This is a genomic window from Streptomyces sp. NPDC088766, assembly GCF_044750845.1.
Classification (GTDB): domain Bacteria; phylum Actinomycetota; class Actinomycetes; order Streptomycetales; family Streptomycetaceae; genus Streptomyces.
In genome coordinates, this window is the sequence record NZ_JBIVKQ010000016.1 from 19,316 (window position 1) to 40,537 (window position 21,222).

At 72.3% G+C, this 21,222-nt stretch carries 21 protein-coding genes; 6 read left to right on the forward strand and 15 right to left on the reverse strand.

What is annotated here, in order from left to right:
- Positions 1-291: 291 nt before the first annotated feature.
- Positions 292-585, forward strand: a complete 294-nt coding sequence (locus ACIP5W_RS22215; protein WP_401476133.1) for a hypothetical protein — start codon at positions 292-294, stop codon at positions 583-585.
- Positions 586-803: 218 nt separating this feature from the next.
- Here ACIP5W_RS22215 and ACIP5W_RS22220 read toward each other — a convergent pair whose 3' ends face one another.
- Both ACIP5W_RS22220 and ACIP5W_RS22225 read right to left on the reverse strand, forming a co-directional pair.
- A complete protein-coding gene (locus ACIP5W_RS22220; protein ID WP_401476136.1) occupies positions 804-1,037 on the reverse strand; it encodes a hypothetical protein in 234 nt (77 codons plus the stop codon).
- A 51-nt stretch (positions 1,038-1,088) separates the two neighbouring features.
- Positions 1,089-1,502, reverse strand: coding sequence for an ATP-binding protein (locus ACIP5W_RS22225; RefSeq protein ID WP_401476139.1), 414 nt, complete (start codon positions 1,500-1,502; stop codon positions 1,089-1,091).
- A 198-nt stretch (positions 1,503-1,700) separates the two neighbouring features.
- Between ACIP5W_RS22225 and ACIP5W_RS22230 the strand changes: the two genes are divergently transcribed.
- From ACIP5W_RS22230 to ACIP5W_RS22240, 3 genes are all read left to right on the forward strand, one after another.
- Entirely contained in the window at positions 1,701-2,552 is an 852-nt protein-coding gene (locus ACIP5W_RS22230; protein ID WP_401476142.1) for a helix-turn-helix domain-containing protein, read from the forward strand.
- Between the two features lie 9 nt (positions 2,553-2,561).
- Positions 2,562-2,771, forward strand: coding sequence for a DUF397 domain-containing protein (locus tag ACIP5W_RS22235; RefSeq protein ID WP_401476145.1), 210 nt, complete (start codon positions 2,562-2,564; stop codon positions 2,769-2,771).
- Positions 2,772-2,879: 108 nt separating this feature from the next.
- Positions 2,880-3,341 (forward strand): pyridoxamine 5'-phosphate oxidase family protein, encoded by a 462-nt coding sequence (locus tag ACIP5W_RS22240; RefSeq protein ID WP_401476148.1) that lies wholly within the window; start codon positions 2,880-2,882, stop codon positions 3,339-3,341.
- A gap of 489 nt (positions 3,342-3,830) precedes the next feature.
- Here the strand turns inward: ACIP5W_RS22240 and ACIP5W_RS22245 are convergent, their stop codons facing one another.
- The 7 genes from ACIP5W_RS22245 to ACIP5W_RS22275 all read right to left on the reverse strand — a co-directional run bounded on the left by ACIP5W_RS22245 (position 3,831) and on the right by ACIP5W_RS22275 (position 12,521).
- Positions 3,831-4,157 carry a hypothetical protein gene (locus ACIP5W_RS22245; RefSeq protein ID WP_401476151.1) on the reverse strand — a complete coding sequence of 109 codons (327 nt, stop codon included), beginning with the start codon at positions 4,155-4,157 and terminating at the stop codon, positions 3,831-3,833.
- Complete coding sequence (locus ACIP5W_RS22250) at positions 4,154-4,501, reverse strand: hypothetical protein (RefSeq protein ID WP_401476154.1); 348 nt, start codon at positions 4,499-4,501, stop codon at positions 4,154-4,156. The genes ACIP5W_RS22245 and ACIP5W_RS22250 overlap by 4 nt, the downstream gene beginning before the upstream one ends.
- 206 nt (positions 4,502-4,707) lie before the next feature.
- The gene (locus ACIP5W_RS22255; RefSeq protein ID WP_401476526.1) at positions 4,708-5,169 is read right to left on the reverse strand and encodes a GNAT family N-acetyltransferase; all 462 of its coding nucleotides are present in this window, start codon (positions 5,167-5,169) and stop codon (positions 4,708-4,710) included.
- A 26-nt stretch (positions 5,170-5,195) separates the two neighbouring features.
- Entirely contained in the window at positions 5,196-5,903 is a 708-nt protein-coding gene (locus ACIP5W_RS22260; RefSeq protein WP_401476157.1) for a LuxR C-terminal-related transcriptional regulator, read from the reverse strand.
- 286 nt (positions 5,904-6,189) lie between these two features.
- Positions 6,190-8,391: a PQQ-binding-like beta-propeller repeat protein gene (locus ACIP5W_RS22265; RefSeq protein ID WP_401476160.1), complete on the reverse strand. Its 2,202-nt coding sequence runs from the start codon at positions 8,389-8,391 to the stop codon at positions 6,190-6,192.
- A gap of 172 nt (positions 8,392-8,563) precedes the next feature.
- Positions 8,564-10,390, reverse strand: a complete 1,827-nt coding sequence (locus ACIP5W_RS22270; RefSeq protein WP_401476163.1) for a PQQ-binding-like beta-propeller repeat protein — start codon at positions 10,388-10,390, stop codon at positions 8,564-8,566.
- Between the two features lie 325 nt (positions 10,391-10,715).
- Positions 10,716-12,521 carry an ABC-F family ATP-binding cassette domain-containing protein gene (locus tag ACIP5W_RS22275; RefSeq protein ID WP_401476165.1) on the reverse strand — a complete coding sequence of 602 codons (1,806 nt, stop codon included), beginning with the start codon at positions 12,519-12,521 and terminating at the stop codon, positions 10,716-10,718.
- A gap of 145 nt (positions 12,522-12,666) precedes the next feature.
- On the opposite strand from ACIP5W_RS22275, the gene ACIP5W_RS22280 reads away from it, so the two are divergent.
- Entirely contained in the window at positions 12,667-13,272 is a 606-nt protein-coding gene (locus tag ACIP5W_RS22280) for a Uma2 family endonuclease (RefSeq protein WP_401476168.1), read from the forward strand.
- 12 nt (positions 13,273-13,284) lie between these two features.
- On the opposite strand, the gene ACIP5W_RS22285 is transcribed toward ACIP5W_RS22280, so the two are convergent.
- From ACIP5W_RS22285 to rsmI, 6 genes are all read right to left on the reverse strand, one after another.
- Complete coding sequence (locus tag ACIP5W_RS22285; protein WP_401476171.1) at positions 13,285-14,178, reverse strand: 4-(cytidine 5'-diphospho)-2-C-methyl-D-erythritol kinase; 894 nt, start codon at positions 14,176-14,178, stop codon at positions 13,285-13,287.
- Positions 14,175-15,071: a 16S rRNA (adenine(1518)-N(6)/adenine(1519)-N(6))-dimethyltransferase RsmA gene (gene rsmA, locus ACIP5W_RS22290; RefSeq protein WP_401476174.1), complete on the reverse strand. Its 897-nt coding sequence runs from the start codon at positions 15,069-15,071 to the stop codon at positions 14,175-14,177. Before rsmA ends, ACIP5W_RS22285 begins: the two co-directional genes overlap by 4 nt.
- 158 nt (positions 15,072-15,229) lie before the next feature.
- Positions 15,230-16,699: a ubiquitin-like domain-containing protein gene (locus ACIP5W_RS22295; RefSeq protein ID WP_401476177.1), complete on the reverse strand. Its 1,470-nt coding sequence runs from the start codon at positions 16,697-16,699 to the stop codon at positions 15,230-15,232.
- Positions 16,700-16,827: 128 nt separating this feature from the next.
- The gene (locus ACIP5W_RS22300) at positions 16,828-17,706 is read right to left on the reverse strand and encodes a TatD family hydrolase (RefSeq protein ID WP_401476180.1); all 879 of its coding nucleotides are present in this window, start codon (positions 17,704-17,706) and stop codon (positions 16,828-16,830) included.
- 49 nt (positions 17,707-17,755) lie between these two features.
- A complete protein-coding gene (locus tag ACIP5W_RS22305) occupies positions 17,756-18,178 on the reverse strand; it encodes a hypothetical protein (RefSeq protein ID WP_401476183.1) in 423 nt (140 codons plus the stop codon).
- A gap of 218 nt (positions 18,179-18,396) precedes the next feature.
- Positions 18,397-19,254, reverse strand: coding sequence for a 16S rRNA (cytidine(1402)-2'-O)-methyltransferase (rsmI, locus tag ACIP5W_RS22310; RefSeq protein ID WP_401476186.1), 858 nt, complete (start codon positions 19,252-19,254; stop codon positions 18,397-18,399).
- Between the two features lie 128 nt (positions 19,255-19,382).
- Between rsmI and ACIP5W_RS22315 the strand changes: the two genes are divergently transcribed.
- Positions 19,383-21,134 carry a dolichyl-phosphate-mannose--protein mannosyltransferase gene (locus ACIP5W_RS22315; RefSeq protein WP_401476189.1) on the forward strand — a complete coding sequence of 584 codons (1,752 nt, stop codon included), beginning with the start codon at positions 19,383-19,385 and terminating at the stop codon, positions 21,132-21,134.
- Positions 21,135-21,222: the final 88 nt, after the last annotated feature.

The following is a 21,222-nucleotide window of genomic DNA, read 5'->3' on the forward strand; positions in this document are numbered from 1 at the left end:
GAAGCTCCGCCCGTCGGTCCCGCCGGCCCAGCTGCCGCCGGAGGCACTGGAGCCGAAGGACTGAGGGGTCCTTCCGAGGAGGCGTACGGGGCCGGAGTCCGCGTGGGGGGCGGGGTCCGGTCCCGTACGCGTGGGTGTGGAACCGGTGTGGTTTCCCTTCCCCCTCGGCCTGTCCGAGCGGGGGTGAGGGTGCCGCGGGGGTAGACAGGGGGCGTGGAAGAGGTTCTCGCCTACATCGCCGCGGGCCTGGTCGGCCTGTAGGGGATTTCGCACGCGGTCCCGACACGGTCCGTGGTCGCCGGGTTCGGGGAGATCAGCGCGGACAACCGCCGGGTGCTGGTCCAGGAGTGGCTCGCCGAGGCCGTGACCATGTGGTCGTTCGCGGTCCTGATCGTCGTGGTCACCGCGGTCGGCGGCGGGACGTCCGTCGCGCACTGGACCTACCGCGTCACCGCCGGGGCGCTGCTCGTCCTCGCGGTGCTGACGGCCCTCACCGGCGCCCGGACGCCGGTCGTCTGGTTCAAGATCTGCCCGGTGCTGCTGAGCGCTTCGGCGGTGCTGCTGCTGGTGGCTTCCCTGGGGTGAACCGGAGCTGTTGGGCGGCTGCGGGCAGCAAAGCCGGCCCGGCGTGGCCGCTGACACTGCTGACGCTGCTGACGCGCGGCGGATCGCCCCGCGAGCCGTTCGCGGCGGAGGAGGTCGTCGGCGCGACGGCGACCGGATCCCACGAGGAAACCCGGTCGCGGTGGACACGCCTCACGGACGCCGCGCCGACGCCGGGCGGGATCTGAAGGGCGGGGACGTCACTCTGCGGTGAACAACTGCTCCGCGTCGCTCACGTCCATGGCCCGTCGCGCCCAGAGCTTGAGCAGATCCTCGTCGGTGCACGTCTCCACACGGTGCCGAACCGCGTCGGAGACGGGGACACCCCGCCACTCGAGGATGTTCAGGGTCATCTCGACTGCCCCCTCAAGGCGCCCTTCCTTGCGTACCTGTTCCGCGAGCGGGTGTCGCCAGAAGTACTGGATCGCCGCCATCAAGTCCCTCCCGCCTTTCGGCTCTCGCCTCTGTCCGATGAGATCAACGAGCTATGCCGCCGGCACGTCACACCACACGAACTTGCCCCGGTGACCGAAGCGGGACAGCGGATGCCAGCCCCACACCTGCGCGCAGGCCCGCACCAGCGCCGTCCCCCTGCCGTTCTCGGCGTCCGCCAGGTCCGCCACCTCGCGCGGCGGGTCGGGCGGCTCCGGATCCGCATCCCACACACCCACCCGCAGCACCCCCTGCGCCCAGCGGATCCGCAGGGCCGCCGGACCCTTGGTGTGCAGGACGGCGTTGGAGACCAGCTCCGAGGCGATCAGCTCCGCGGTGTCCACCATGCCGATCAGCCCGTGCACGGTCAGGATCAGACGCAGGGTGCGGCGGCAGACCGGGACGGCCCTGACGTCATTGGGGATGTGGAGGGAGTACTCCCAGGGATCGAGGGTGCTTTCGGGCATACGTCAACTCCGGGTGGGAGGAGGGCGGGTGAGGGCGCGGTGGCAGTGCCGCGACCGTCGTGGCAGGACGGAGCGGTGCGCTTCCGCAGAGCGATGTTCGCGCCACTCACGGTAGGTCTGAAATTTATGACCATGCAAGTCTTCCCGTAATCTGACGCCCGAACGAGTCACCCCGGCGAACAAGTTGAGGACTTGTACATGGCAACCCGACGCCACCCCACGGCCCGACAGGCACGTCTCGGGGCCGAGCTGCGCAGACTTCGGGATGCCGCAGGCCTGAAAGCGACCGAAGCCGCGGCCATGCTGGGAGTGAGTTCGGTCCAGATGAGTCAGATCGAGTCCGGCGTGGCGGGCGTCAGCGAGGAACGCCTCCGTCGACTTGCGGCCAATTACGCCTGCTCGGAAACCGAGTTGATCGATGCACTGGTCGACATGGCCACCGACCGGACACGCGGCTGGTGGGAGGAGTACCGAGGTGTCCTCCCTGCCGCCTACCTGGACCTCTCCGAACTCGACCACCATGCAACGTTCCGCCACGACGTGGCAGTCATCCATGTGCCCGGCCTCTTCCAGACGGAGGCCTATGCACGCGCCCTGTTCTCCTACATGAACCCCGAGTTCCCTCAGAGCGAGGTGGAGCACCGGGTGAGCCACCGAATGAGACGGAAGACCGTCGTCGAGCGCCCCGATCCGATTCCCTACGAGACCGTGATCCACGAAGCGGCGCTCCGCATCAGGGTGGCCGGCCGGGCCGCCTACCGCGCCCAACTGGCACGCGTCCTGGAACTGTCCGAGGCGGAGCACATCACCGTCCGCGTCGTCCCGTTCGGTCTGGACGACTTCGCCGGTGCCGGGAGCGCCATGGTCTACCTCGGTGGAGCGGTGCCGCACTTGGACACCGTCGTACGCGACGCTCCGCACGGGACCGCGTTCATCGACTCCGCAGCCCAACTGGAGCACTTCCGGAAGCTGTTCCGTAGGGTTAAAGCCGCGTCACTCGGTCCCGAACAATCGCGCGATCTGATCCACCGGCTCACCAAGGAACTGTGAGGAGCAGCCATGACCACCCGCCTCATATGGAAGAAGTCGTCCTTCTCCGGCGGCGGCGAAGGCAACGACTGCGTCGAACTCTCCGCCTCCCCAGGAGCGGTTCACCTCCGCGAGAGCGACACCCCCGCCGTCACCCTCACCACCAGCCCCGGCGCTCTCGCGTATCTCCTGGAAGGCATACGCACGGGGCGCGACCGTCGGCGCAGCACGACCAGCTGAGCGCCGAAGTCGGCCGCCCCGAGCCAAAATCCGAGCAGTCCATCAGTCGTCGGGAGTAGGTCCTGCGCCTCAGGCACGCTTCGTACGTGCTGGCTAGGGTCGGGCCTCATGAAGACCACGGGAATCGTCCGTCGTCAGACGGCGGAGCGTAAGCACAACGTTCTGGGGCGGCTCGTCACCGAGCGGGACGTATGGGTGTCGACAGCACACCCCGATCACGGGCCGCACCAGGTGCCGCTGTGGTTCTTGTGGGACGGGCGAGCCGTGTGGATGTGCACCAGTGCCACTTCCGCGACCGCGCGGAACGTCCGCGAGGAGCCGCGCGTGCGCCTGGCGCTGCCTGACACCTTCGACGTGGTGCTTCTCCAGGGTGAGGCGGAGTGCTTCCTGGACCAGGATGTGCCCGGAGGCGCGGCAGAGGCGTTCGCCGCCAAGTTCGGGTGGGACCCACGGGCGGAGGAGGGCTCCTTTCTGTATGTACGCGTGGCGCCGAAGAGCGTGCGCGCTTGGCGCGGCGAGCCGGAACTGCGCGGCAGAGTCATCATGCGCGACGGGATGTGGCTGGGATGACAGCCGTCCCTCTCGGTCCGAGCGGAAAAGGGACCAGCTCCCCAGGGAGGCTCCCGTCAGCTGAGGCAGATCTGGTGCCGAACCCCATACCCGCGTTCTGCACGGTCGAGCAGAATCGTTTTCCGGACAAAAGAGGACAGTCGCCGAATCCTCGGCACCCTGTCATCCCCCATGCCTCACCGGCCGGTCACCTTCGACCTCCGCGGAGGTCTGCCGACGAAGCGGGAGCGAAAGGCGCTGGTCAGCCGGTCAACGGCAGGAGAGCGAGTCGTACGGGAGCTGTGGTGATCCCGCAGGACCACGGTCAGCGGCGCGCCGGGCGGAGAGCGCGGCTCCGACTGGCCGTAACAAGCGTGGTGGCCGGGGCCCTCCGTGCGTCTCGCCGCCGGTCTCGATGAACGGGGTCCGGACCGAGTCGGAGATCTTCGGCATCTGCCGGTGGATGATTCAGGTCTCGGCTGCCGTTCGTGGCCCGGCATCCGTGCCGGGTCACTGCCAGAAGATCTCTTCGACGATGATCTGCGGGTCCTCCACCCGCCGCACGAATGTGTACCTGAGCCAGCCATGCCCGTGGTCGAAGAAGAAGAGGCGAGAGCCCTTCGGATCGCTGGAGCGGACCGGCCGGACCTTCATGTCGTCGGGAAGGTGTGCGTCGGCATCGATGCCCCGGTAGTAGGGGTCGGCCGCGGTGACCATCTCCGCGCGCGCCGCGTCGACCATCTTCCGCACGCGCTCCGGCAGCACATCACGGGCCGTCTGGGCCTTGAGGGTCCAGTCCATCTGCCAGGGCGGGCCCATGAACCCTGGATCGGTCACCGACCGGGCTCCAGCCTTTGCGCCTCGTGGCGGAGGTGGGAGACCTCTTCGAGGAGCGTCTTGGCCTCGGCGAGGTCGGTGGAATCGGCCGCCCGGTGTTCGAGGTCCCTCACCAGGGCATCGAGCCTCGCGTCACGGGCGATCGCGTACTCGCCCCACCACCTGGCCATGAACGCGGGCACGGTGCTGATGTCGTACGCGTCCGCGACGGCCCACTTCCAGTGCTCGTCGAAGTCGGCGAGCAGCTGTGGTGCGTGCTGGGCGATGGCCTCGCGCAACGCCTTCGGAGTCCGCTCGGGCATGGGCGGGACGGCCGGTACGGGTTCTGCGGCATGGGCGGTCATGACCGGGATGCCTCCTTCGTGCTCCATCATCGCGCCGTACGTATGACCTTAGCCCGGTCGTCGGCTCCGTCGAGAAGCATGCGCGAGCGCCCCTCGAAGGAGTTACCCACGTCGCCCTCGCCGGGACGGCCGGTACACCTCTGAGACTGGCCACCGTGTCGCCGGAACGGAGGATCACGGCCTTGACCGAAGTCCTCAGCCCTGCTTCAGGCCCGGACGGCGACGACCATCCGCGGCAGCACCCTGCCGGCGATGGAGCCCGAGGGAATGCTTCCTGTACGGACTGCGCCCATCGCGCGGTAGAAGGGCTCGGCATTCGGGTCGGCGTCGATCGTGATCCGGGTGAACCCCAGGTCCCGTCCGGCGGCGACGGTGTGCTCGAACAGCAGGCGGCCGATTCCCCGGCCGATGGCCCGCGGATCGACGAACATCATGCCCAGGACGCCCGTGGGCGGTTCTCCTTCAAGAGTCGTGAAGCCCAGGATGTGGCCGTCTCCGTCAGCCACCGTGGTTCGTCGGAGTGTGACCTCGTTCGCGGCGACGGTGAGCTCGTCGCGACACGCTTCCAGGAACTCGGCGTCATAGCCCCAGTGCGCCTTGGACCGCAGTGCCAAGTCGGTGAGCATGCCGGCTTCCGCCGCCCGTGCGGGCCTGAGCAGTACGTCCATCCAGGTCTCCCGGTCTGTTCCTACGATCACTCCGGCCCCGCCTCCCCGCCGCCGACGAGCCCCCGCGTCAGCGGCCCCGCGCGGTCCAGCAGGCCCGTGCGGGCCGCCAGGGCCGCCGCCTCCAGCCGTGAGCCCACCTCCAGTTTCATCAGGACGCGCTGGACGTGGGTGCGGGCCGTGGAGGGGGCGATGCCCATGCCGGCGGCGATCAGGCGGGTGTCCTCGCCGTCGGCGACGCGGACCAGGACCTCCACCTCGCGCGGGGTCAGGAGCTGGAGGAGTCGCTGCCCCTCGTCGTCGGGCTGGGCCGCGGGGTCGAGCAGCTCGCTGAAGGCGTCCTGCAGGAGCTGGGGGGCCACCGCCGCCTCCCCCGACCGCGCCTTCATGATCGCCCGTTCCACTCCCTCGATGCGCTCGTCATGGCGTACGTAGCCGGAGGCGCCCGCGGCGAAGGCCGCCGCGATGCCGCGCGGGTTCGGCACCGGGCCCAGGACCAGGACGGCCACCTGGGGCCGTTCCCGCTTGATGCGGACGACCGGGTCGAAGAAGCCCGGCCCGTCCGGGGTCGCCGTGCCCAGCAGGCACACCTCGGGCGCCCGGGTGATCACCAGTTCCGCCGCGCCCGCGGCGGGCGCCGTCGCGGCGAGCACCCGGTGCCCCCGCAGTTTCAGCGCCGAGGCCAGCGCCTCGGCGAGCAGTCGGTGGTCGTCGACCACCATCAGCCGCACTCCCATCGAGCAACCCCACCCCCAGTCCCCCCTTGAATGCCCACACGGGCACACAGGCAAAGCCAGTACCGGCACACGTGCCGACAGGCACGCGCGGACAGACAGAAGGTGCCCCCCGGCACCCCGTCATCATGCCCCCGGAAGCTACACGCTTGTTCGACGCCTCGCCCCCCTACCGGCGAGAAGGGCCCCGGATCGTCGAAGTTCCCCGTATGCGGGGGTGTCGAGCGGTACGCGTACGGCCCCGCCCCCAAAAAACGGGGACGGGGCCGTCACGGCGGCTGCGGGACGATCAGCCGGTCGCGCCGAACGCCAGCGCCAGGTAGTCCTTGTCATCGGAGCCGGAGCCGGAGTCGTCCGCGTACACCGCGGCCATGTACAGGTGGCCCTGCGAGTAGATGATCTCGGAGTACTCGGGCAGCATCCTGCTCTCCGCGTCCCGCACCGCCTTTGTCGACGGGTTCTGGAGCAGCGTGGTCTGCTTGAACGTGCCGCCGTCGATGCTGACGACCTGGCCGCCCTCGTCGTACGGCGGACGCTTGTACGCGATGACGTTCTCGCCGTCCGTGCGCAGCGGGGTCAGGACGTAGCCGTCGCCGGCGTCGGCGCGCTGGCCGGTCTGCTTGCCGGTGGTCAGGTCGAAGGCGACGACCTCGTTGGTCCGGCTGTACTCTCCGGTGCCGTCGTGCTCCTCCGTCGGCAGGTAGAGCCGGTTCGGGCCGACCGCGATGCCGGAGCACTTCTCCATCTCGGTGATGCCGTCGCAGCGGGCCGCGAACTGCTCGCCCGGCGCGGAGATCCTGGTCAGCAGCTTGCCGGTCTTGTTGTCGATGGAGAAGAAGTCCGAGATGCCGCTGCCGTCCTGGGCGCTGTCGCCGACGTCGGCGGCCACCACCAGCGGGTCGGTCGACACGACGCTCGCGTACTCGATGCCGGTCGCCATCCTGTACTCCGAGAGCACCTTCCCGGTGGCCGGGTCGATGGTCTGGATGTGCAGTTCGCGTGCGTCGTACTTGCCGCACTTGCGCACCGCGACCAGCTTCGCGCCGCCGCCGTAGCCGGCGTCGTAGCAGGTGTCGGCCGCCTTGGGGGACCACAGCAGCTTGCCGGTGGTGATGTCGAAGGCGCTTCCGCCCTCGGTGGCGCCCAGGGCGACGGTGTTCGCGCTGACGGTGACGTTGTCGAAGGTGACCGGGTAGTCGCCGACCGTGACGTTCTTGTGCCACAGCTGCTTGCCCGCGTCGAGGTCGATCGCGGCGACCTCGCTGCACCCGGCGGAGGAGTCCTTGGCGGGCATCTTCGGCTGGAAGACCACCGCGGTCTTCCCGTCCGTCGTGGTCTTGCGGCTGGCCGTGCACACCGGGCCGGGCAGCTTGATCGTCCAGAGCTTCGTGCCCTTGTCGGGGTCGTAGCCGACGATCTCGGCGACGCCCGACTTCACGTACGCCTTCTCGGTCAGCCAGGAGCCGCTGACGACGACGCTGTCGTCCTTGGCGACGGCGGGCGACGGGATCTGGAAGAGGACCTCGGAGGCCGGGTCGCCGGGCACCTTCTCGGTGCCGCCGGCCGACGTCGTGCCGCCGTCGGCGCCGCCCTTGCCGTCACCGCCCTCGCCGCCTCCGCCGGTCGTACCGGCGGTGCTCGCGGTGTCGTCCTTCTTGCCGCCGGAGTTCGCGTACCAGACGCCGCCGCCGATGATCAGCGCGATCGCGACGACGGCCGAGACAATGATCGCGACCTGGGCGTTGACCTTGCGGCCGCCCCCGGCGGGCGGCGCCTGCATCGGCACGGTGGGCCGGCCGGGGTAGCCCGGGTAGGCCGGCTGCGTCGGGTAGCCGTGCGGGTTCGGGTAGCCCTGCGTGGCCGGCTGACCGGGCTGCCCCGGGTAGCCGTAGCCCGGCTGCTGGCCGTACGGCGCCTGCTGGCCGTAGGGGGCCTGCGGGGCGTAGGGGGCGGGGGGCTGCTGGGCGTACGGGTTCGGCTGGCCCGGCTGAGCCGGCTGGCCGGGGTAGCCGTAGCCGGGGCCCGCCGGGGGCTGGGGCGGCTGGACGGGCGGGGCCGCCTGCGGATAACCGTAGCCGGGGCCGGCCGGGGACTGGGGCGGGCCCGCAGGGGCCTGCGGAGGCCGGCCGGGGTAACCGTAACCGGCCCCGGCCTGCGGGGACTTGCTGAGCTGCGGGCCCGCGGGCGGAGCCGCCGGGGCCGCGGGGGCCGAGGGCTGGGATGCCTCGGGCGGCGGGATCTGGGATGCCGCCGGGGCCGGAGGCTGCGGTGCGGGCGCACCGGAAGCGTCCTGCGGCGGGGGCGGGGCGTCCTGCGGCTGCGGCTCCTCGGGAGCCGCGGGGGTGCCCTGCGAAGGAGCCGCGTCCTGAGGCGGGGTGTCCTTCGGCGGGGTGTCCTGGGGTGCGCCGGAGGTGCCCTGCTGCTGCGGGGGCTGGTCCTCGGGGGTGCCCTGGGGCGGCTGGTTCGGGGGCGGAGGCGGCGGCTGGGTCATGGTGTGGGTACCTCGGGGTGACGCGGGGAAAAACGGGGACGGGAGTACGGGACCTCGCGGACGCGGGGTGGACGGGCGACGGCGAGAGGGCCGCGCGCTCCGGGCCGTGCGGCCCGGGGTGGCGGCCCGGCCGCCCGGCCGTGGCGGACCGCCACGGCCGGGTTCGCCCGCCTCACTTGCCGTAGGCGAGCATCAGCTTCTCCTTCGAGTCGTCGTTGCCCGCCAGCCGGGTGGTGGAGAGGTAGAAGCGGCCGTCCGCCCAGGCGAGGTCGCGGGAGAAGAAACTGTTCTCGAGCCGGCTCGTGCTCTCCGGCAGCTGGAGCAGCGTCGACGGCGTGTGCGTGGCACCGGCGGTGGGGATCGACACGACCCGCCCGGCGGCGGCGTACGACGGCTCGATGTAGGCGACGAGGTTGCCGCCCTCGACGGTCACCGGCAGCATCGACTCGTCCGTGGGGGACTTCACCCGCCACTTCTCCTTGCCGGTGGCGAGGTCGATCGCGACGATCTCGTTGGCCCCGGTGGTCGCCTTGGTCGGCAGGTAGAGGGTGTCGGCGTCGGCGGCCGTGCCCTTGCAGCCGGTCAGGTTGCGCTGGAGGATCGCCCAGCCGCACTCGGGGGCGAAGTCCTCGTCGACGCCGACCTGCGAACGGAACGTGCCGTCCGGCTTGAGCGTCGAGATGTTCCAGGCGTTCTTGTCCTTGTTGGTGCTGTAGACGACGAGCGGGTCCAGGGAGTAGACGCGTGCGACCGTCCAGCCCTTGTCGAACTTCTGGGTCCACCTGACCTTGCCGGTCGCCGGGTCCAGTTCCTGCAGCTCGTCGTGCTCGCCGGCCTTGGTCGCGTCGCACGAGGCCACGGAGATCAGCTTGGCGCCGCCCGCGAACGCGGTCGGGAAGCAGGCGTCGCCGTACTTCTTCTTCTCCCACAGCTTCTTGCCGGTGTTCACGTCGTACGCGGTGCCCGACTGCGAGCGGCCCACCATCAGCGTGTTGCCCGCGACGGACAGCTCGATGGTGATGGCGCTGTCGAACAGCGCGCCGTCGGGAACCGTCCCCGTCCAGCCCTTGGCCCCGGTATCGAGGTCGATCTGCTGGAGCTGGTTGCACTTGGCGCGGTCGCTGGTGCCGTTCATGTACGCGACGACGACCTTGTCGGTGGCCGTCTTGCGCGGGGTGACCGCGCAGATCTTCTGCGGCAGGGCGATGGTGTCCCAGGCGGGCTTGCCGTCACCGACGCCGTAGCCGACGACCTCCTTATAGGCGGCCTTCACCGCGGTCTTGGAGGTGATCCACATGCCGGGGGCGTCGGCGCCGGAGGCGGGCGCGTCGGGCGCCTCCTTGTACCAGAGCACCTTGGCCTCGCCGGACTTGCGGTCGGCGTTGAAGTCCTCGGGGTCCTCGCCGCCGTCGCCGCTGCCGTCACCGGGGTTGACGGGGCTCTCGCTCGCCGACGGCTTGCCGTCGTCGCTGGGCCCGGCGACCGGCTTCTTCTCGCCGCCGCCGTCGTCACCGCTGGTGACCGCGAACACCGTCCCGCCGATCACCAGCAGCGCGGCCACCGCGGCGCCGACGGCCAGGGCGGGCTTGCCCTTGAAGGGGTTGCGGGAACCGGGCTGCGGAGTGCCGGGGGCGCCGGGGAACTGGGGCGCCGGGTAGCCGTGGCCGGGCTGCTGCCCGTAGGGACCGGCCGGCTGTCCGTACGGCCCCGGTGCGGTCGGCTGTCCGTACGGCCCCGGCTGCGGCGGCTGCCCGTACGGCCCCGGTGCGGCCGGTGCGCCGTAAGGGCCGCTCGGCTGGGCGTACGGCCCCGGCTGCGGGGGCTGCTGCGGGTAGCCGTAACCGGGCTGCGGGGCCTGCGGCGGCTGGGCGGGCGGGCCCTGCGGCGGCTGGGCCGGCATCTGCGGCGCGCCGAAGCCGCCCTGCGGCGGCTGGGGCGGCTGGTCCTGCGGTGCTCCGAAACCGCCCTGCGGCGGCTGCTGGTTGGGCGGCTGAGTCATCAGCGTCTCCCCCTCGCTCACTGATTTTTAGCCACGCCCTGAGGCTCGTGACGGGCCCGGACTCGTGCTCGGAAAGTCCCGGACGGCCCTTTCTATCACCCGGGGCCGACGGCGAAGGGGCCCGCGTCCGCCCCTGTTCCCAAGGGAGGACCGGGCCGTGATACCGCCGTTATGCGCCTTCACGCCCCCTTCACGCGGCGCGCGCGCCGCCACCGCGCGCCGTCACCGCACACGGGGTCGCGTGGCCGTGCCCGCCCCGTACGTCCGCCGCCTGCCCGCGGATTCACCGGCTCCCCGTGCGCGCGTTTCGGCCACGTCGGTCGGTTCACGCGTCCTCGGCCAACTCCAGCCAGCGCATCTCGAGTTCCTCGCGCTCACCGGCCAGGGTGCGCAGTTCGGCGTCCAGTTCGGCGACCTTCGCGAAGTCGGTGGCGTTGTCGGCGATCCGGGCGTGCAGCTTGGCCTCCTTCTCGGAGACCTTGTCCAACTGGCGCTCGATCTTCTGGAGTTCCTTCTTGGCGGCGCGCTGGTCGGCGGCGCTGCGCTCCGGTGCCGCCTTCTGCTGTGCGGCGGGCACGGCGGCGGCAGCGGCCTCCTCCATCCGCAGGCGGCGTTCCAGGTACTCGTCGATGCCGCGCGGGAGCATGCGCAGTGCGGAGTCGCCGAGGAGGGCGAAGACGCGGTCCGTGGTGCGCTCGACGAAGAAGCGGTCGTGGGAGATGACGATCATCGAGCCGGGCCAGCCGTCGAGGAGGTCCTCCAGCTGGGTGAGGGTCTCGATGTCGAGGTCGTTGGTGGGCTCGTCGAGGAAGAGGACGTTGGGCTCGTCCATCAGCAGCCGCAGGATCTGCAGGCGGCGGCGCTCACCGCCGGACAGGTCCCCGACCGGCGTCCACTGCTTCTCCTTGCCGAAGCCGAACGTCTCGCACAGCTGCCCGGCGGTCATCTCGCGGCCCTTGCCGAGGTCGACGCGCTCACGCACCTGCTGGACGGCCTCCAGGACCCGCAGGTTCGGGTCGAGTTCGCCGACCTCCTGGGAGAGGTAGGCGAGCTTGACGGTGCGGCCGACGACGACCTTCCCGCCGGCCGGCTGGGCCTCGCCCCCGGTGCGGGCGGCGTCGGCCAGGGCGCGCAGCAGGGACGTCTTCCCGGCGCCGTTGACGCCGACCAGGCCGATGCGGTCGCCGGGGCCGAGCTGCCAGGTGACGTGCTTCAGCAGCACCTTGGGGCCTGCCTGGACGGTCACGTCCTCCAGCTCGAAGACGGTTTTGCCGAGCCGTGACGAGGCGAACTTCATCAGCTCGCTGCTGTCCCGGGGCGGCGGCACGTCGGCGATCAGCTCGTTGGCGGCCTCGACCCGGAAGCGCGGCTTGGACGTGCGCGCGGGGGCGCCGCGCCGCAGCCAGGCCAGCTCCTTGCGGACCAGGTTCTGCCGCTTGGCCTCCTCGGTGGCGGCGATCCGCTCGCGCTCGGCGCGCGCGAAGACGTAGTCGGAGTAGCCGCCCTCGTACTCGTGGACGGCGCCGCGCTGCACGTCCCACATGCGGGTGCAGACCTGGTCGAGGAACCAGCGGTCGTGGGTGACGCAGACGAGCGCGGAGCGGCGCTCGCGCAGGTGCCGGGCGAGCCAGGCGATTCCCTCGACGTCGAGGTGGTTGGTCGGCTCGTCGAGGACGATCAGGTCCTGCTCGTCGATCAGCAGCTTGGCGAGCGCGATGCGGCGCCGCTCGCCGCCGGAGAGCGGCCCGATGACGGTGTCCAGGCCCTGCGGGAAGCCGGGCAGGTCGAGCCCGCCGAACAGGCCCGTCAGGACGTCGCGGATCTTGGCGTTGCCGGCCCACTCGTGGTCGGCCATGTCCCGGATGACCTCGTGCCGCACGGTCGCGGCCGGGTCGAGGGAGTCGTGCTGGGTGAGGACGCCCAGGCGCAGCCCGCCGGAGTGGGTGACCCGCCCGGTGTCGGCCTCCTCCAGCTTGGCGAGCATGCGGATCAGGGTGGTCTTGCCGTCGCCGTTGCGGCCCACGACCCCGATCCGGTCCCCTTCGGAGACGCCGAGCGAGACACCGTCGAGCAGCGCACGGGTGCCGTACACCTTGCTGACGTTCTCGACATTGACCAGGTTGACGGCCATTTTTCTCCTGCGCATGGGGGTCGGTCAGCCTTCTAGCCTAGGGCCTGCGGGGCCGGGGACGGGGAGCGAGGATTCGGTCACTCTTTGTGATGACGTGATCGGGGAAGGGCCGCTACCGTGGAGGACGGGCAGCAGGATCGCGTCCATGGGAGGAACCATGACCGCCGAGTCCGTGCCGCACCGCGTCCAGTGGCCGGTGCCGCCGCAGGACGGCTACACCGTGGACGACCTGTTCACGCTGCCCGATCTCCCGCCGCACACCGAACTGGTCGACGGGAGCCTGGTCTTCGCGAGTCCGCAGCGAGCTTTCCACGCCGATGTGATCGACCTGCTGGTCACCGGTCTGCGCGGCGGACTGCCGGCCGCGTTCAAGGTCAGCCGCGAGATGACCGTCGTCCTCGACGACCGCAACGGCCCCGAACCCGACGTCAGCGTGATCCGCGCCGGCGCGGTCACCGGGCCGGACGAGACCGGCTACCGCGCCGAGGACGTGCTCCTCGCCGTGGAGGTCGTCTCGCCGGACTCGGAGTCCCGGGACCGCACGACCAAGCCGCAGAAGTACGCCGCCGCCGGCATCCCGAACTTCTGGCGCGTCGAGCAGGGCGGGACCGGCGGCAGGCCCGTCGTCCACGTCTACGAACTGGACCCGCTCACCAAGGCGTACGTCCACATGGGGATGCACCGGGACCGGCTCAAGGTCGACGAGCCCTACGACGTCTCCATCGATCTGACCGCCGTCGACGAGCTCTGAGCGGAGTCCCGCTCAGAGCACCGTCGCCCCCGGTGCCGGGCCCGACGCCGTGCGCACGCTCCGGCACGTGCCGGACGTCCGCAGCGCCTGCGCGATCCGCTCCGCGGCGGCGGTGTCGCGCGCCAGGAACGCGGTGGTGGGGCCCGAGCCCGAGACGAGGCCGGTGAGCGCGCCGGCCGCCTCCCCCGCCGCGAGGGTGTCCGCGAGTTCGGGGAAGAGGGAGAGGGCGGCGGGCTGGAGGTCGTTGGAGACGTTGGCCGCGAGCGCGTCCGCGTCGCCCTTCGCGAGGGCGTCGAGGAGGTCGCGTGAGGCGACCGGCTCGGGGATGTCGCGGCCTTCGACGAGGCGGTCGAACTCGCGGAAGACCGCCGGGGTCGACAGTCCCCGCTCCGCCATCGCGAACACCCAGTGGAAGGTGCCGCCGGTCTCCAGCGCCGTCAGCCGCTCGCCGCGGCCGGTGCCGAGGGCGGCCCCGCCCACCAGGCTGAACGGCACGTCGCTGCCCAGCTCGGCGCAGATCTCCAGCAGTTCGCCGCGGGAGGCGCCGGTGCCCCAGAGCGCGTCGCAGGCCAGCAGGGCGCCCGCGCCGTCCGCGCTGCCGCCCGCCATGCCGCCGGCGACGGGGATGTCCTTGGCGATGTGCAGGTGCACGTCCGGGGTGCGGCCGTGGCGCTCGGCGAGGGCGATCGCCGCGCGCGCGGCGAGGTTGGTGCGGTCCAGCGGGACCTGGGCGGCGTCGGGGCCCTCGCAGGTGACGCGGAGCTCGTCGGCCGGGGTGACGGTGACCTCGTCGTACAGGCCGACCGCCAGGAAGACGTTCGCCAGGTCGTGGAAGCCGTCCGCGCGCGCGGCGCCCACCGCGAGCTGGACGTTGACCTTGGCGGGCACGCGGACGGTGACGCTCACGCCGTGTTCTCCTGCTCGTGCTCGGCGGTGTTCTCCTGCTTGTTCTCGGCGATCCGGGCGAACTCCTCGACCGTGAGGGCCTCTCCGCGCGCCTGCGGGGACACCCCGGCGGCGACCAGGGCCGCCTCGGCGGCGGCCGCCGACCCGGCCCACCCGGCGAGCGCGGCCCGCAGGGTCTTGCGGCGCTGGGCGAAGGCCGCGTCGACGACGGCGAAGACCTCCTGCCGGGAGGCCGTGGTCCTGATCGGCTCCGCCCGTCGCACCAGCGAGACCAGCCCGCTGTCCACGTTCGGCGCCGGCCAGAAGACGTTGCGCCCGATGGCGCCGGCCCGCTTGACGTCGGCGTACCAGTTCGCCTTCACGGACGGGACGCCGTACACCTTCGAGCCGGGTCCGGCGGCGAGGCGGTCGGCGACCTCCGACTGGACCATGACGAGGGTCCGCTCGATGCTCGGGAAGGTCTCGAGCATGTGCAGGAGCACGGGCACCGCGACGTTGTACGGCAGGTTCGCCACCAGGGCGGTGGGGGCGGGGCCCGGCAGTTCGGTCACGTGCATGGCGTCGGAGTGCACCAGCGCGAAGCGGTCCGCGCGAAGCGGCATGCGGGCGGTGATCGTCGCGGGCAGGGCGCTCGCCAGGACGTCGTCGATCTCCACGGCCGTGACGCGGTCGGCGACCTCCAGCAGCGCGAGGGTGAGGGAGCCGAGGCCCGGGCCCACCTCGACGACCACGTCCTCGGGGTGCACCTGCGCGGTGCGGACGATACGGCGGACCGTGTTCGCGTCGATCACGAAGTTCTGGCCGCGCTGCTTGGTGGGCCGCACGCCGAGGGCTGCCGCGAGCTCGCGGATGTCGGCGGGGCCCAGGAGGGCGTCGGGGGTGGGGCTGGTCACGGGACAAGGGTACGGGGGTGCGGGGGGCCGGATTGCAGGTCCCCGGCCGGGGGCCGCGGCGGCGGGCCGCGCCTGCCCCGGCTGGACGGCACGCGTCCGGCGAGGGCGGTGGGTGAGGGCGGTGGGTGAGGGGGCGCGGGGCGCTGCCCGCCCGGGGGTCAGTTCTGGAGGTGGGTGCCGCAGTGGGGCCAGGGGGCGGCGCCCCGGCGGATGTAGAGCTTCTTCGCCCGGAAGGTCTGTTCGGCGGCGGGGGCGTCCTGGGGGCGGCCGGTGCCGCCGAGGCTGTGCCAGGTGCGGGTGTCGAACTGGTAGAGGCCGCCGTAGGTGCCGGACGGGTCCACGGCGTCGGCGCGGCCGCCCGACTCGCAGGCCGCGAGCGCCTGCCAGTCGAGGTGGTCGGCGCCCCGCACGGAGGCCGGCCGTGGCTTCGTGCCGACCTTGACCACCTGCGCGCGCGGCTCGCGCACGATCTCGGTCCGGATGCGTCTCGGCTTCTGCCGGACGCCGTTGACGGTGCGCAGGGCGTAGGTGACCCGCAGCAGCCCCGGCCGGCCGGCCCGCTCCACCACCTCGGTGCCCCGGAACAGCGCGGGGTCGTCGGTGCGCCGTACCAGGAACGGGATCGCCTCCTCCCGCACCTCCCTCGCCCCGGTGATCCGCAGGACCGTGATCGTCTGGCCGTCGCGCGGGAAGCTGCCGGGCGGGACGGACGTGGTGTCCTGGCCGCGCAGGGTGATGCCGGCCTCCTCGACGGCCTCGCCCACGGTCGCCGCGTTGGTGCGGACGGTGCGGGCCCGGCCGTCGGCCATGACCGTCACGGCGCGTTCGGTACGGACGTCCAGCGCCAGCCCCTCACGTCCGATGCGCCGGGAGCGGGAGACGGAGAGGTGGGCGCCCTCCGCCCGCACGCCGAGTTGTCCGAGCGCCTCCTCCACGGTGCGGGCCGTCGTCCACACCTCGCGCCGATGGCCGTCGAGCGTGAGCCGGAGGGGGCGGCCGTGGCGCACGGCGATCTCGTCGCCGCTGTCGAGGGCCGTGCCGAGGGAGGGCGCCACCATGTCGTGCGCCCCGACCCGCACGCCCTCCTCCGCCAGCAGCTCGCCCACGTCGTCGGCGAAGGTGTGCAGGGTGCGCGGCCTGCCGTCGACGGTCAGCTCGATCGCCTTGTCCTTGGCGACGAAGGCGGTGGTGCCGCCCGCGAGGAAGGCGACGACCAGCGCCTGCGGCACCAGGGGGAGCAGGGGCAGCAGCCGGCGCATCGGGGAGTCCGCGCGCTCGGCGTCGCGCGTCCTGCGCCGGCGTGCGGCGCGCCCCGTGCCGGTGCCGCCGGCGTACCGCGCTCCGTCCGTCCGGCGCGGCAGCGCCGGCCCGGACGCCTCCGGCGGCACCGCGGGCAACGCGGGCACCGTGGGCGCCGCCGGCTCGTAGGCGGGCCGGTAGGTGTCCTGGAGGGCCTCCGGCGTCCCATGACCGCCGGGGGTGCCGCCGGGGGTGCCGTCGGGGGTGCCGCCGGCGCCCTGCTCCCAGGGGGCCGCGTACACCCCGTGGGTGAGGGTCTCGGCGTTGTGGACGTCGACGTACGTGCCGTCGGCGCCGTACGCGTTGCGTGGGTGGTGCACGTTGCTCACGCAGACACGCTCCAGGGGTCCTGGGTCCGAAGGAGTCCGGATCGGGCCCCCAGAACCTAGCGGAGCGGCCGTCACTCTCCAAAGCGACGCGGCTACCCAGGGTGGTGTTCGGATGCGGTGCCCGCGGGTCAGTAGCCGAAGGCGCGGGCCGTGTTGGCGGCCAGGGCGCCCGCCAGGGTGTCCTCGTCGATGCCGCGGACGGCCGCCATGGCGCGGACCGTGACCGGCACGAGGTAGGGGGCGTTGGGCCGTCCGCGGTAGGGCGCCGGGGTGAGGAAGGGCGCGTCGGTCTCGACGAGGACCAGCTCAAGCGGGGCGACGGCGAGGGCGTCGCGCAGGTGCTGGGCGTTCTTGAAGGTGACGTTGCCCGCGAAGGACATGAAGTAGCCGGCGCGGGCGCAGATCTCCGCCATCTCGGCGTCGCCGGAGTAGCAGTGGAAGACGGTGCGCTCGGGGGCGCCCTCCTCCTTCAGCACGCGCAGCACGTCCGCGTGGGCGTCGCGGTCGTGGATGACGAGGGCCTTGCCGTGCCGTTTGGCGATCTCGATGTGGGCGCGGAAGGAATGCTCCTGCGCGTCCTTGCCCTCGGGGCCGGTGCGGAAGTGGTCCAGGCCGGTCTCTCCGACGCCCTTGACCTCGGGGAGCGCGGCGAGGCGGTCGATCTCGGCGAGCGCCTCGTCGAGCGCCCCGGCGCCGCCGGCCGCGCGCGCCCCCTGCCGCGACCAGCCGTCGGCATCTCCGTGGACGATGCGGGGCGCCTCGTTGGGGTGCAGGGCGACCGCCGCGTGGACGCTGTCGTGCGCCGCCGCCGTCTCGGCCGCCCAGCGGGAGCCGGCGACGTCGCAGCCGACCTGGACGACCGTCGTCACGCCGACCGACGCGGCCTTCGCGAGGCCCTCCTCGACCGTGCCGGACTGCATGTCGAGGTGGGTGTGGGAGTCGGCGACCGGTACCCGCAGGGGGGCCGGGAGCGGCGGCGCCGCGTTCTTGTCGGCGTTCGAAGGCATGCCCCGATCCTACGGAAGGGGCACGCCCGGCCGTCGGCCGCCGGCCGGCTCAGCTGGCCCGGCGCTGGAAGGGGTGCAGGAGGTCGGACAGGTGCCAGTGGTGCTGCCGGCGGGTTTCCCCGGGGCCTGCGGCCACCGGCGCCTCCGCCGGGCCGGCCGCCGGCGCCGGACGGGGGCGGACCGCGCCGAGCACGGAGGAGACCTGGCCGGCCCGCATGATGCGCAGGAGGTGCCCGTCGCAGTTGTGGCAGGCGGGGCGGCTCAGCGGGGACGGCACCGGGCGTCCGTTCGCCACGTACCGGACGGACTCGTTGCCTTCCGCGTCCGTGTGGTGCTCGATCTCGTACGACTGTTCCCAGCCGTGCCCGCAGCGCATGCAGGCGAAGGAGTACGACTCGTGCACGACGGGGATCGCCGCGCGCGGGCCGCCGCTCCGCCCGGTGATCCCGTCGATCCCGCTGGTCTCGCTCATGCAGGCTCCTCTGGTCCGCTGGAAGCCGGGACGGATGCGTCCCTGCCGTCCAGTGGACCGCTCCGCCGGGGCGGGCGCAGCCGACCTGTCGAGTGTTGGGCCCGTTTTGGGCGTTCCTTGCCGAAGCGGGACGGGGGGCGACTCGTGGGCTTTGCCGTCGGCGACACTTCTTTACCGCCTGCTGGGCATACCTCCCGCCGGGCGGCCCGGGAGGCTTCTCATCCCGCGGCGTTCTTGGCCGCGACGACCGCGTCGAAGACCTCCCGCTTGGGCACCCCGGCCTCCGCGGCCACCGCCGCGATCGCCTCCTTGCGCCGCTCGCCGGCCTCCTCGCGCACCCGCACCCGCCGGACCAGTTCCGCCGCGTCGAGTTCGCCGGGGCCGCGCTCGGGCGCGCCGGTCACGACGACGGTGATCTCGCCGCGCACCCCCTCCGCCGCCCATTGCGCCAGCTCACCGAGCGGGCCGCGCCGGACCTCCTCGTACGTCTTGGTCAGTTCGCGGCAGACGGCGGCGCGCCGGTCGGTGCCGAACACCTCGGCCATCGCGGCGAGGGTGTCGTCGAGCCGGTGCGGGGCCTCGAAGTAGACGAGGGTGCGGCGCTCCTCGGCGACCTCGCGCAGCCGGGACAGCCGCTCCCCCGCCTTGCGCGGCAGGAAGCCCTCGAAGCAGAAGCGGTCGACGGGCAGGCCGGACAGCGCGAGCGCGGTGAGGACGGCGGACGGGCCGGGTACGGCGGTGACCCGGACGTCCTTCTCGACGGCCGCGGCGACCAGCCGGTAGCCGGGGTCGGAGACGGACGGCATGCCGGCGTCGGTGACGAGGAGGACGCGGGCGCCGCCGAGGAGGTGGTCGACCAGCTCGGGGGTGCGGGCGGACTCGTTGCCCTCGAAGTAGGAGACGACGCGCCCCTTGGGCGTCACGCCCAGCGCCTGCGTGAGCCGGCGCAGCCGGCGGGTGTCCTCGGCGGCGATGACGTCGGCGCCGGCCAACTCCTCCGCGAGCCGGGGCGGGGCGTCCGCGATGTCCCCGATGGGCGTGCCGGCAAGGACCAGGGTTCCGGGTGCGACTGTCACGTTTCCATCCTCGCAGGGGGCGAGGGGCCCTGTCCGACCGGCCGGGCCGGATCGCCCGGAGCCCGGCGTGGCCGGTCGAACAGGCCCATGCACGGGACTCCCACAGCCCCGTTCCCTACGATGGCGCGGTGACCAGTACCGCGTCCTCCACGGACTCCACGGACTACCGGCAGGACCAGGCACCGCAGGACCGGCGGCCGGGGTGGCAGTCGCGGCTGCGCCGGTTCGGCTACGCGGCGGCGTCGGACGGCGACGTCCGGGAACGGCTGGTGCCGCCGTTCGCCGAGCCGGGCCCGCGGCTCTGGCAGGCGCTCGGAGTGCCGGCCGGGCTCGCGGGCCGGATCACCCGCTGGTCGGGCTGGCTGGGTCCGCTGCTGGTCACGCTGGTGGCGGGCGTGCTGCGGTTCTGGAACCTGGGCAGCCCGAGGAAGGTGATATTCGACGAGACGTACTACGCCAAGGACGCGTGGGCGCTCGTCCACCGCGGCTTCGAGGTCAACTGGGACAAGAACGCCAACGACGTCATCCTGAACAGCGGCGGCCACGTCACGATCCCGACGGACGCGGCGTACGTCGTGCATCCCCCGGTCGGCAAGTACGTCATCGGGCTGGGCGAACTGGTCTTCGGGTTCGATCCGTTCGGCTGGCGGTTCATGACGGCGCTGCTGGGGACCCTGTCCGTCCTCCTGCTGTGCCGGATCGGGCGCCGCCTGTTCCGCTCCACGTTCCTGGGCTGTCTGGCGGGCGCGCTGATGGCGGTGGACGGGCTGCACTTCGTGATGAGCCGCACCGCGCTGCTCGACGGGGTGCTGATGTTCTTCGTGCTGGCCACGTTCGGCTGTCTGGTGGTCGACCGGGACCGGGCGCGCGCGAGGCTGGCGGCCGCGCTGCCGACGGACGCCGACGGCCGCTGCCGTCCGGACGCGCACGTCGCCGAGACCACCCGCCTGGGCCTGCGCCCGTGGCGCTGGGCGGCGGGCGTGATGCTGGGGCTGGCGATCGGCACGAAGTGGAACGGCCTGTACATCATGGTCGCGTTCTGCCTGATGACGGTGTTGTGGGACGTCGCCGCACGCCGGGTGGCCGGGGCCCGGCACCCGTACCGGGTGGTGCTGAAGCGGGACACGGGCCTGGCGTTCCTGGCGACCGTGCCGGTCGCGCTGGTCACCTACCTGGTGTCGTGGACGGGCTGGATCCTCTCCTCGGACAGCGGCTCGGGCGGCTACTACCGCAACTGGGCGGCGACCGACGGCAAGGGCGGCAGCTGGACCTGGCTGTTCCCGGACTGGCTGCGCAGCCTGTGGCACTACGAGCACGAGGTCTACGAGTTCCACACCCACCTCACCTCGCCGCACACCTACCAGTCGAACCCGTGGAGCTGGCTGGTCCTGGGCCGTCCGGTGTCGTACTTCTACGAGTCCCCGGCGCCCGGCACGGACGGCTGCCCGGTGGACGCGGGCAAGAAGTGCGCGCGCGAGGTGCTGGCGATCGGCACGCCGATGCTGTGGTGGGCGGCCTGTTTCGCGGTGCTGTTCGTCCTGTGGCGCTGGTTCTTCCGCCGCGACTGGCGGGCGGGCGCGATCGCGTGCGGCATCGCGGCCGGGTACCTGCCGTGGTTCCTGTACCAGGAGCGCACGATCTTCCTCTTCTACGCCGTCGTCTTCCTGCCGTTCCTGTGTCTGGCGGTGGCGATGATGACCGGGGCGCTCGTCGGCCGGCCGGGGTCGAGCGACACCCGGCGGGTGGTGGGCGCGACGGGCGCGGGCGTCCTGGTGCTGCTGATCGCGTGGAACTTCATCTATTTCTGGCCGATCTACACGGGGACCGCGATCCCGATCGACGACTGGCGTTCACGTATGTGGTTGGACACGTGGGTCTAACGATTGCGGCAACTCCTGTCCCGTGGAGCTCTCTTCCGCTTACTGTGACCCCTGGGGGAGCTTTCTGAACGCGTTCAGAAAGACCTGT

What these genes read in the sequence shown, in the direction of transcription:
- ACIP5W_RS22300 (WP_401476180.1), bottom strand. Translation starts at nt 17,706, where the DNA reads ATGCCTTCGAACGCCGACAAGAACGCGGCGCCGCCGCTCCCGGCCCCC.
- ACIP5W_RS22250 (WP_401476154.1), bottom strand. Translation starts at nt 4,501, where the DNA reads ATGACCGCCCATGCCGCAGAACCCGTACCGGCCGTCCCGCCCATGCCC.
- ACIP5W_RS22230 (WP_401476142.1), top strand. Translation starts at nt 1,701, where the DNA reads ATGGCAACCCGACGCCACCCCACGGCCCGACAGGCACGTCTCGGGGCC.
- ACIP5W_RS22240 (WP_401476148.1), top strand. Translation starts at nt 2,880, where the DNA reads ATGAAGACCACGGGAATCGTCCGTCGTCAGACGGCGGAGCGTAAGCAC.
- ACIP5W_RS22235 (WP_401476145.1), top strand. Translation starts at nt 2,562, where the DNA reads ATGACCACCCGCCTCATATGGAAGAAGTCGTCCTTCTCCGGCGGCGGC.
- ACIP5W_RS22225 (WP_401476139.1), bottom strand. Translation starts at nt 1,502, where the DNA reads ATGCCCGAAAGCACCCTCGATCCCTGGGAGTACTCCCTCCACATCCCC.
- ACIP5W_RS22260 (WP_401476157.1), bottom strand. Translation starts at nt 5,903, where the DNA reads ATGGGAGTGCGGCTGATGGTGGTCGACGACCACCGACTGCTCGCCGAG.
- ACIP5W_RS22220 (WP_401476136.1), bottom strand. Translation starts at nt 1,037, where the DNA reads ATGGCGGCGATCCAGTACTTCTGGCGACACCCGCTCGCGGAACAGGTA.
- ACIP5W_RS22265 (WP_401476160.1), bottom strand. Translation starts at nt 8,391, where the DNA reads ATGACCCAGCCGCCGCCTCCGCCCCCGAACCAGCCGCCCCAGGGCACC.
- ACIP5W_RS22270 (WP_401476163.1), bottom strand. Translation starts at nt 10,390, where the DNA reads ATGACTCAGCCGCCCAACCAGCAGCCGCCGCAGGGCGGTTTCGGAGCA.
- ACIP5W_RS22305 (WP_401476183.1), bottom strand. Translation starts at nt 18,178, where the DNA reads ATGAGCGAGACCAGCGGGATCGACGGGATCACCGGGCGGAGCGGCGGC.
- ACIP5W_RS22280 (WP_401476168.1), top strand. Translation starts at nt 12,667, where the DNA reads ATGGGAGGAACCATGACCGCCGAGTCCGTGCCGCACCGCGTCCAGTGG.
- ACIP5W_RS22255 (WP_401476526.1), bottom strand. Translation starts at nt 5,169, where the DNA reads ATGGACGTACTGCTCAGGCCCGCACGGGCGGCGGAAGCCGGCATGCTC.
- ACIP5W_RS22275 (WP_401476165.1), bottom strand. Translation starts at nt 12,521, where the DNA reads ATGGCCGTCAACCTGGTCAATGTCGAGAACGTCAGCAAGGTGTACGGC.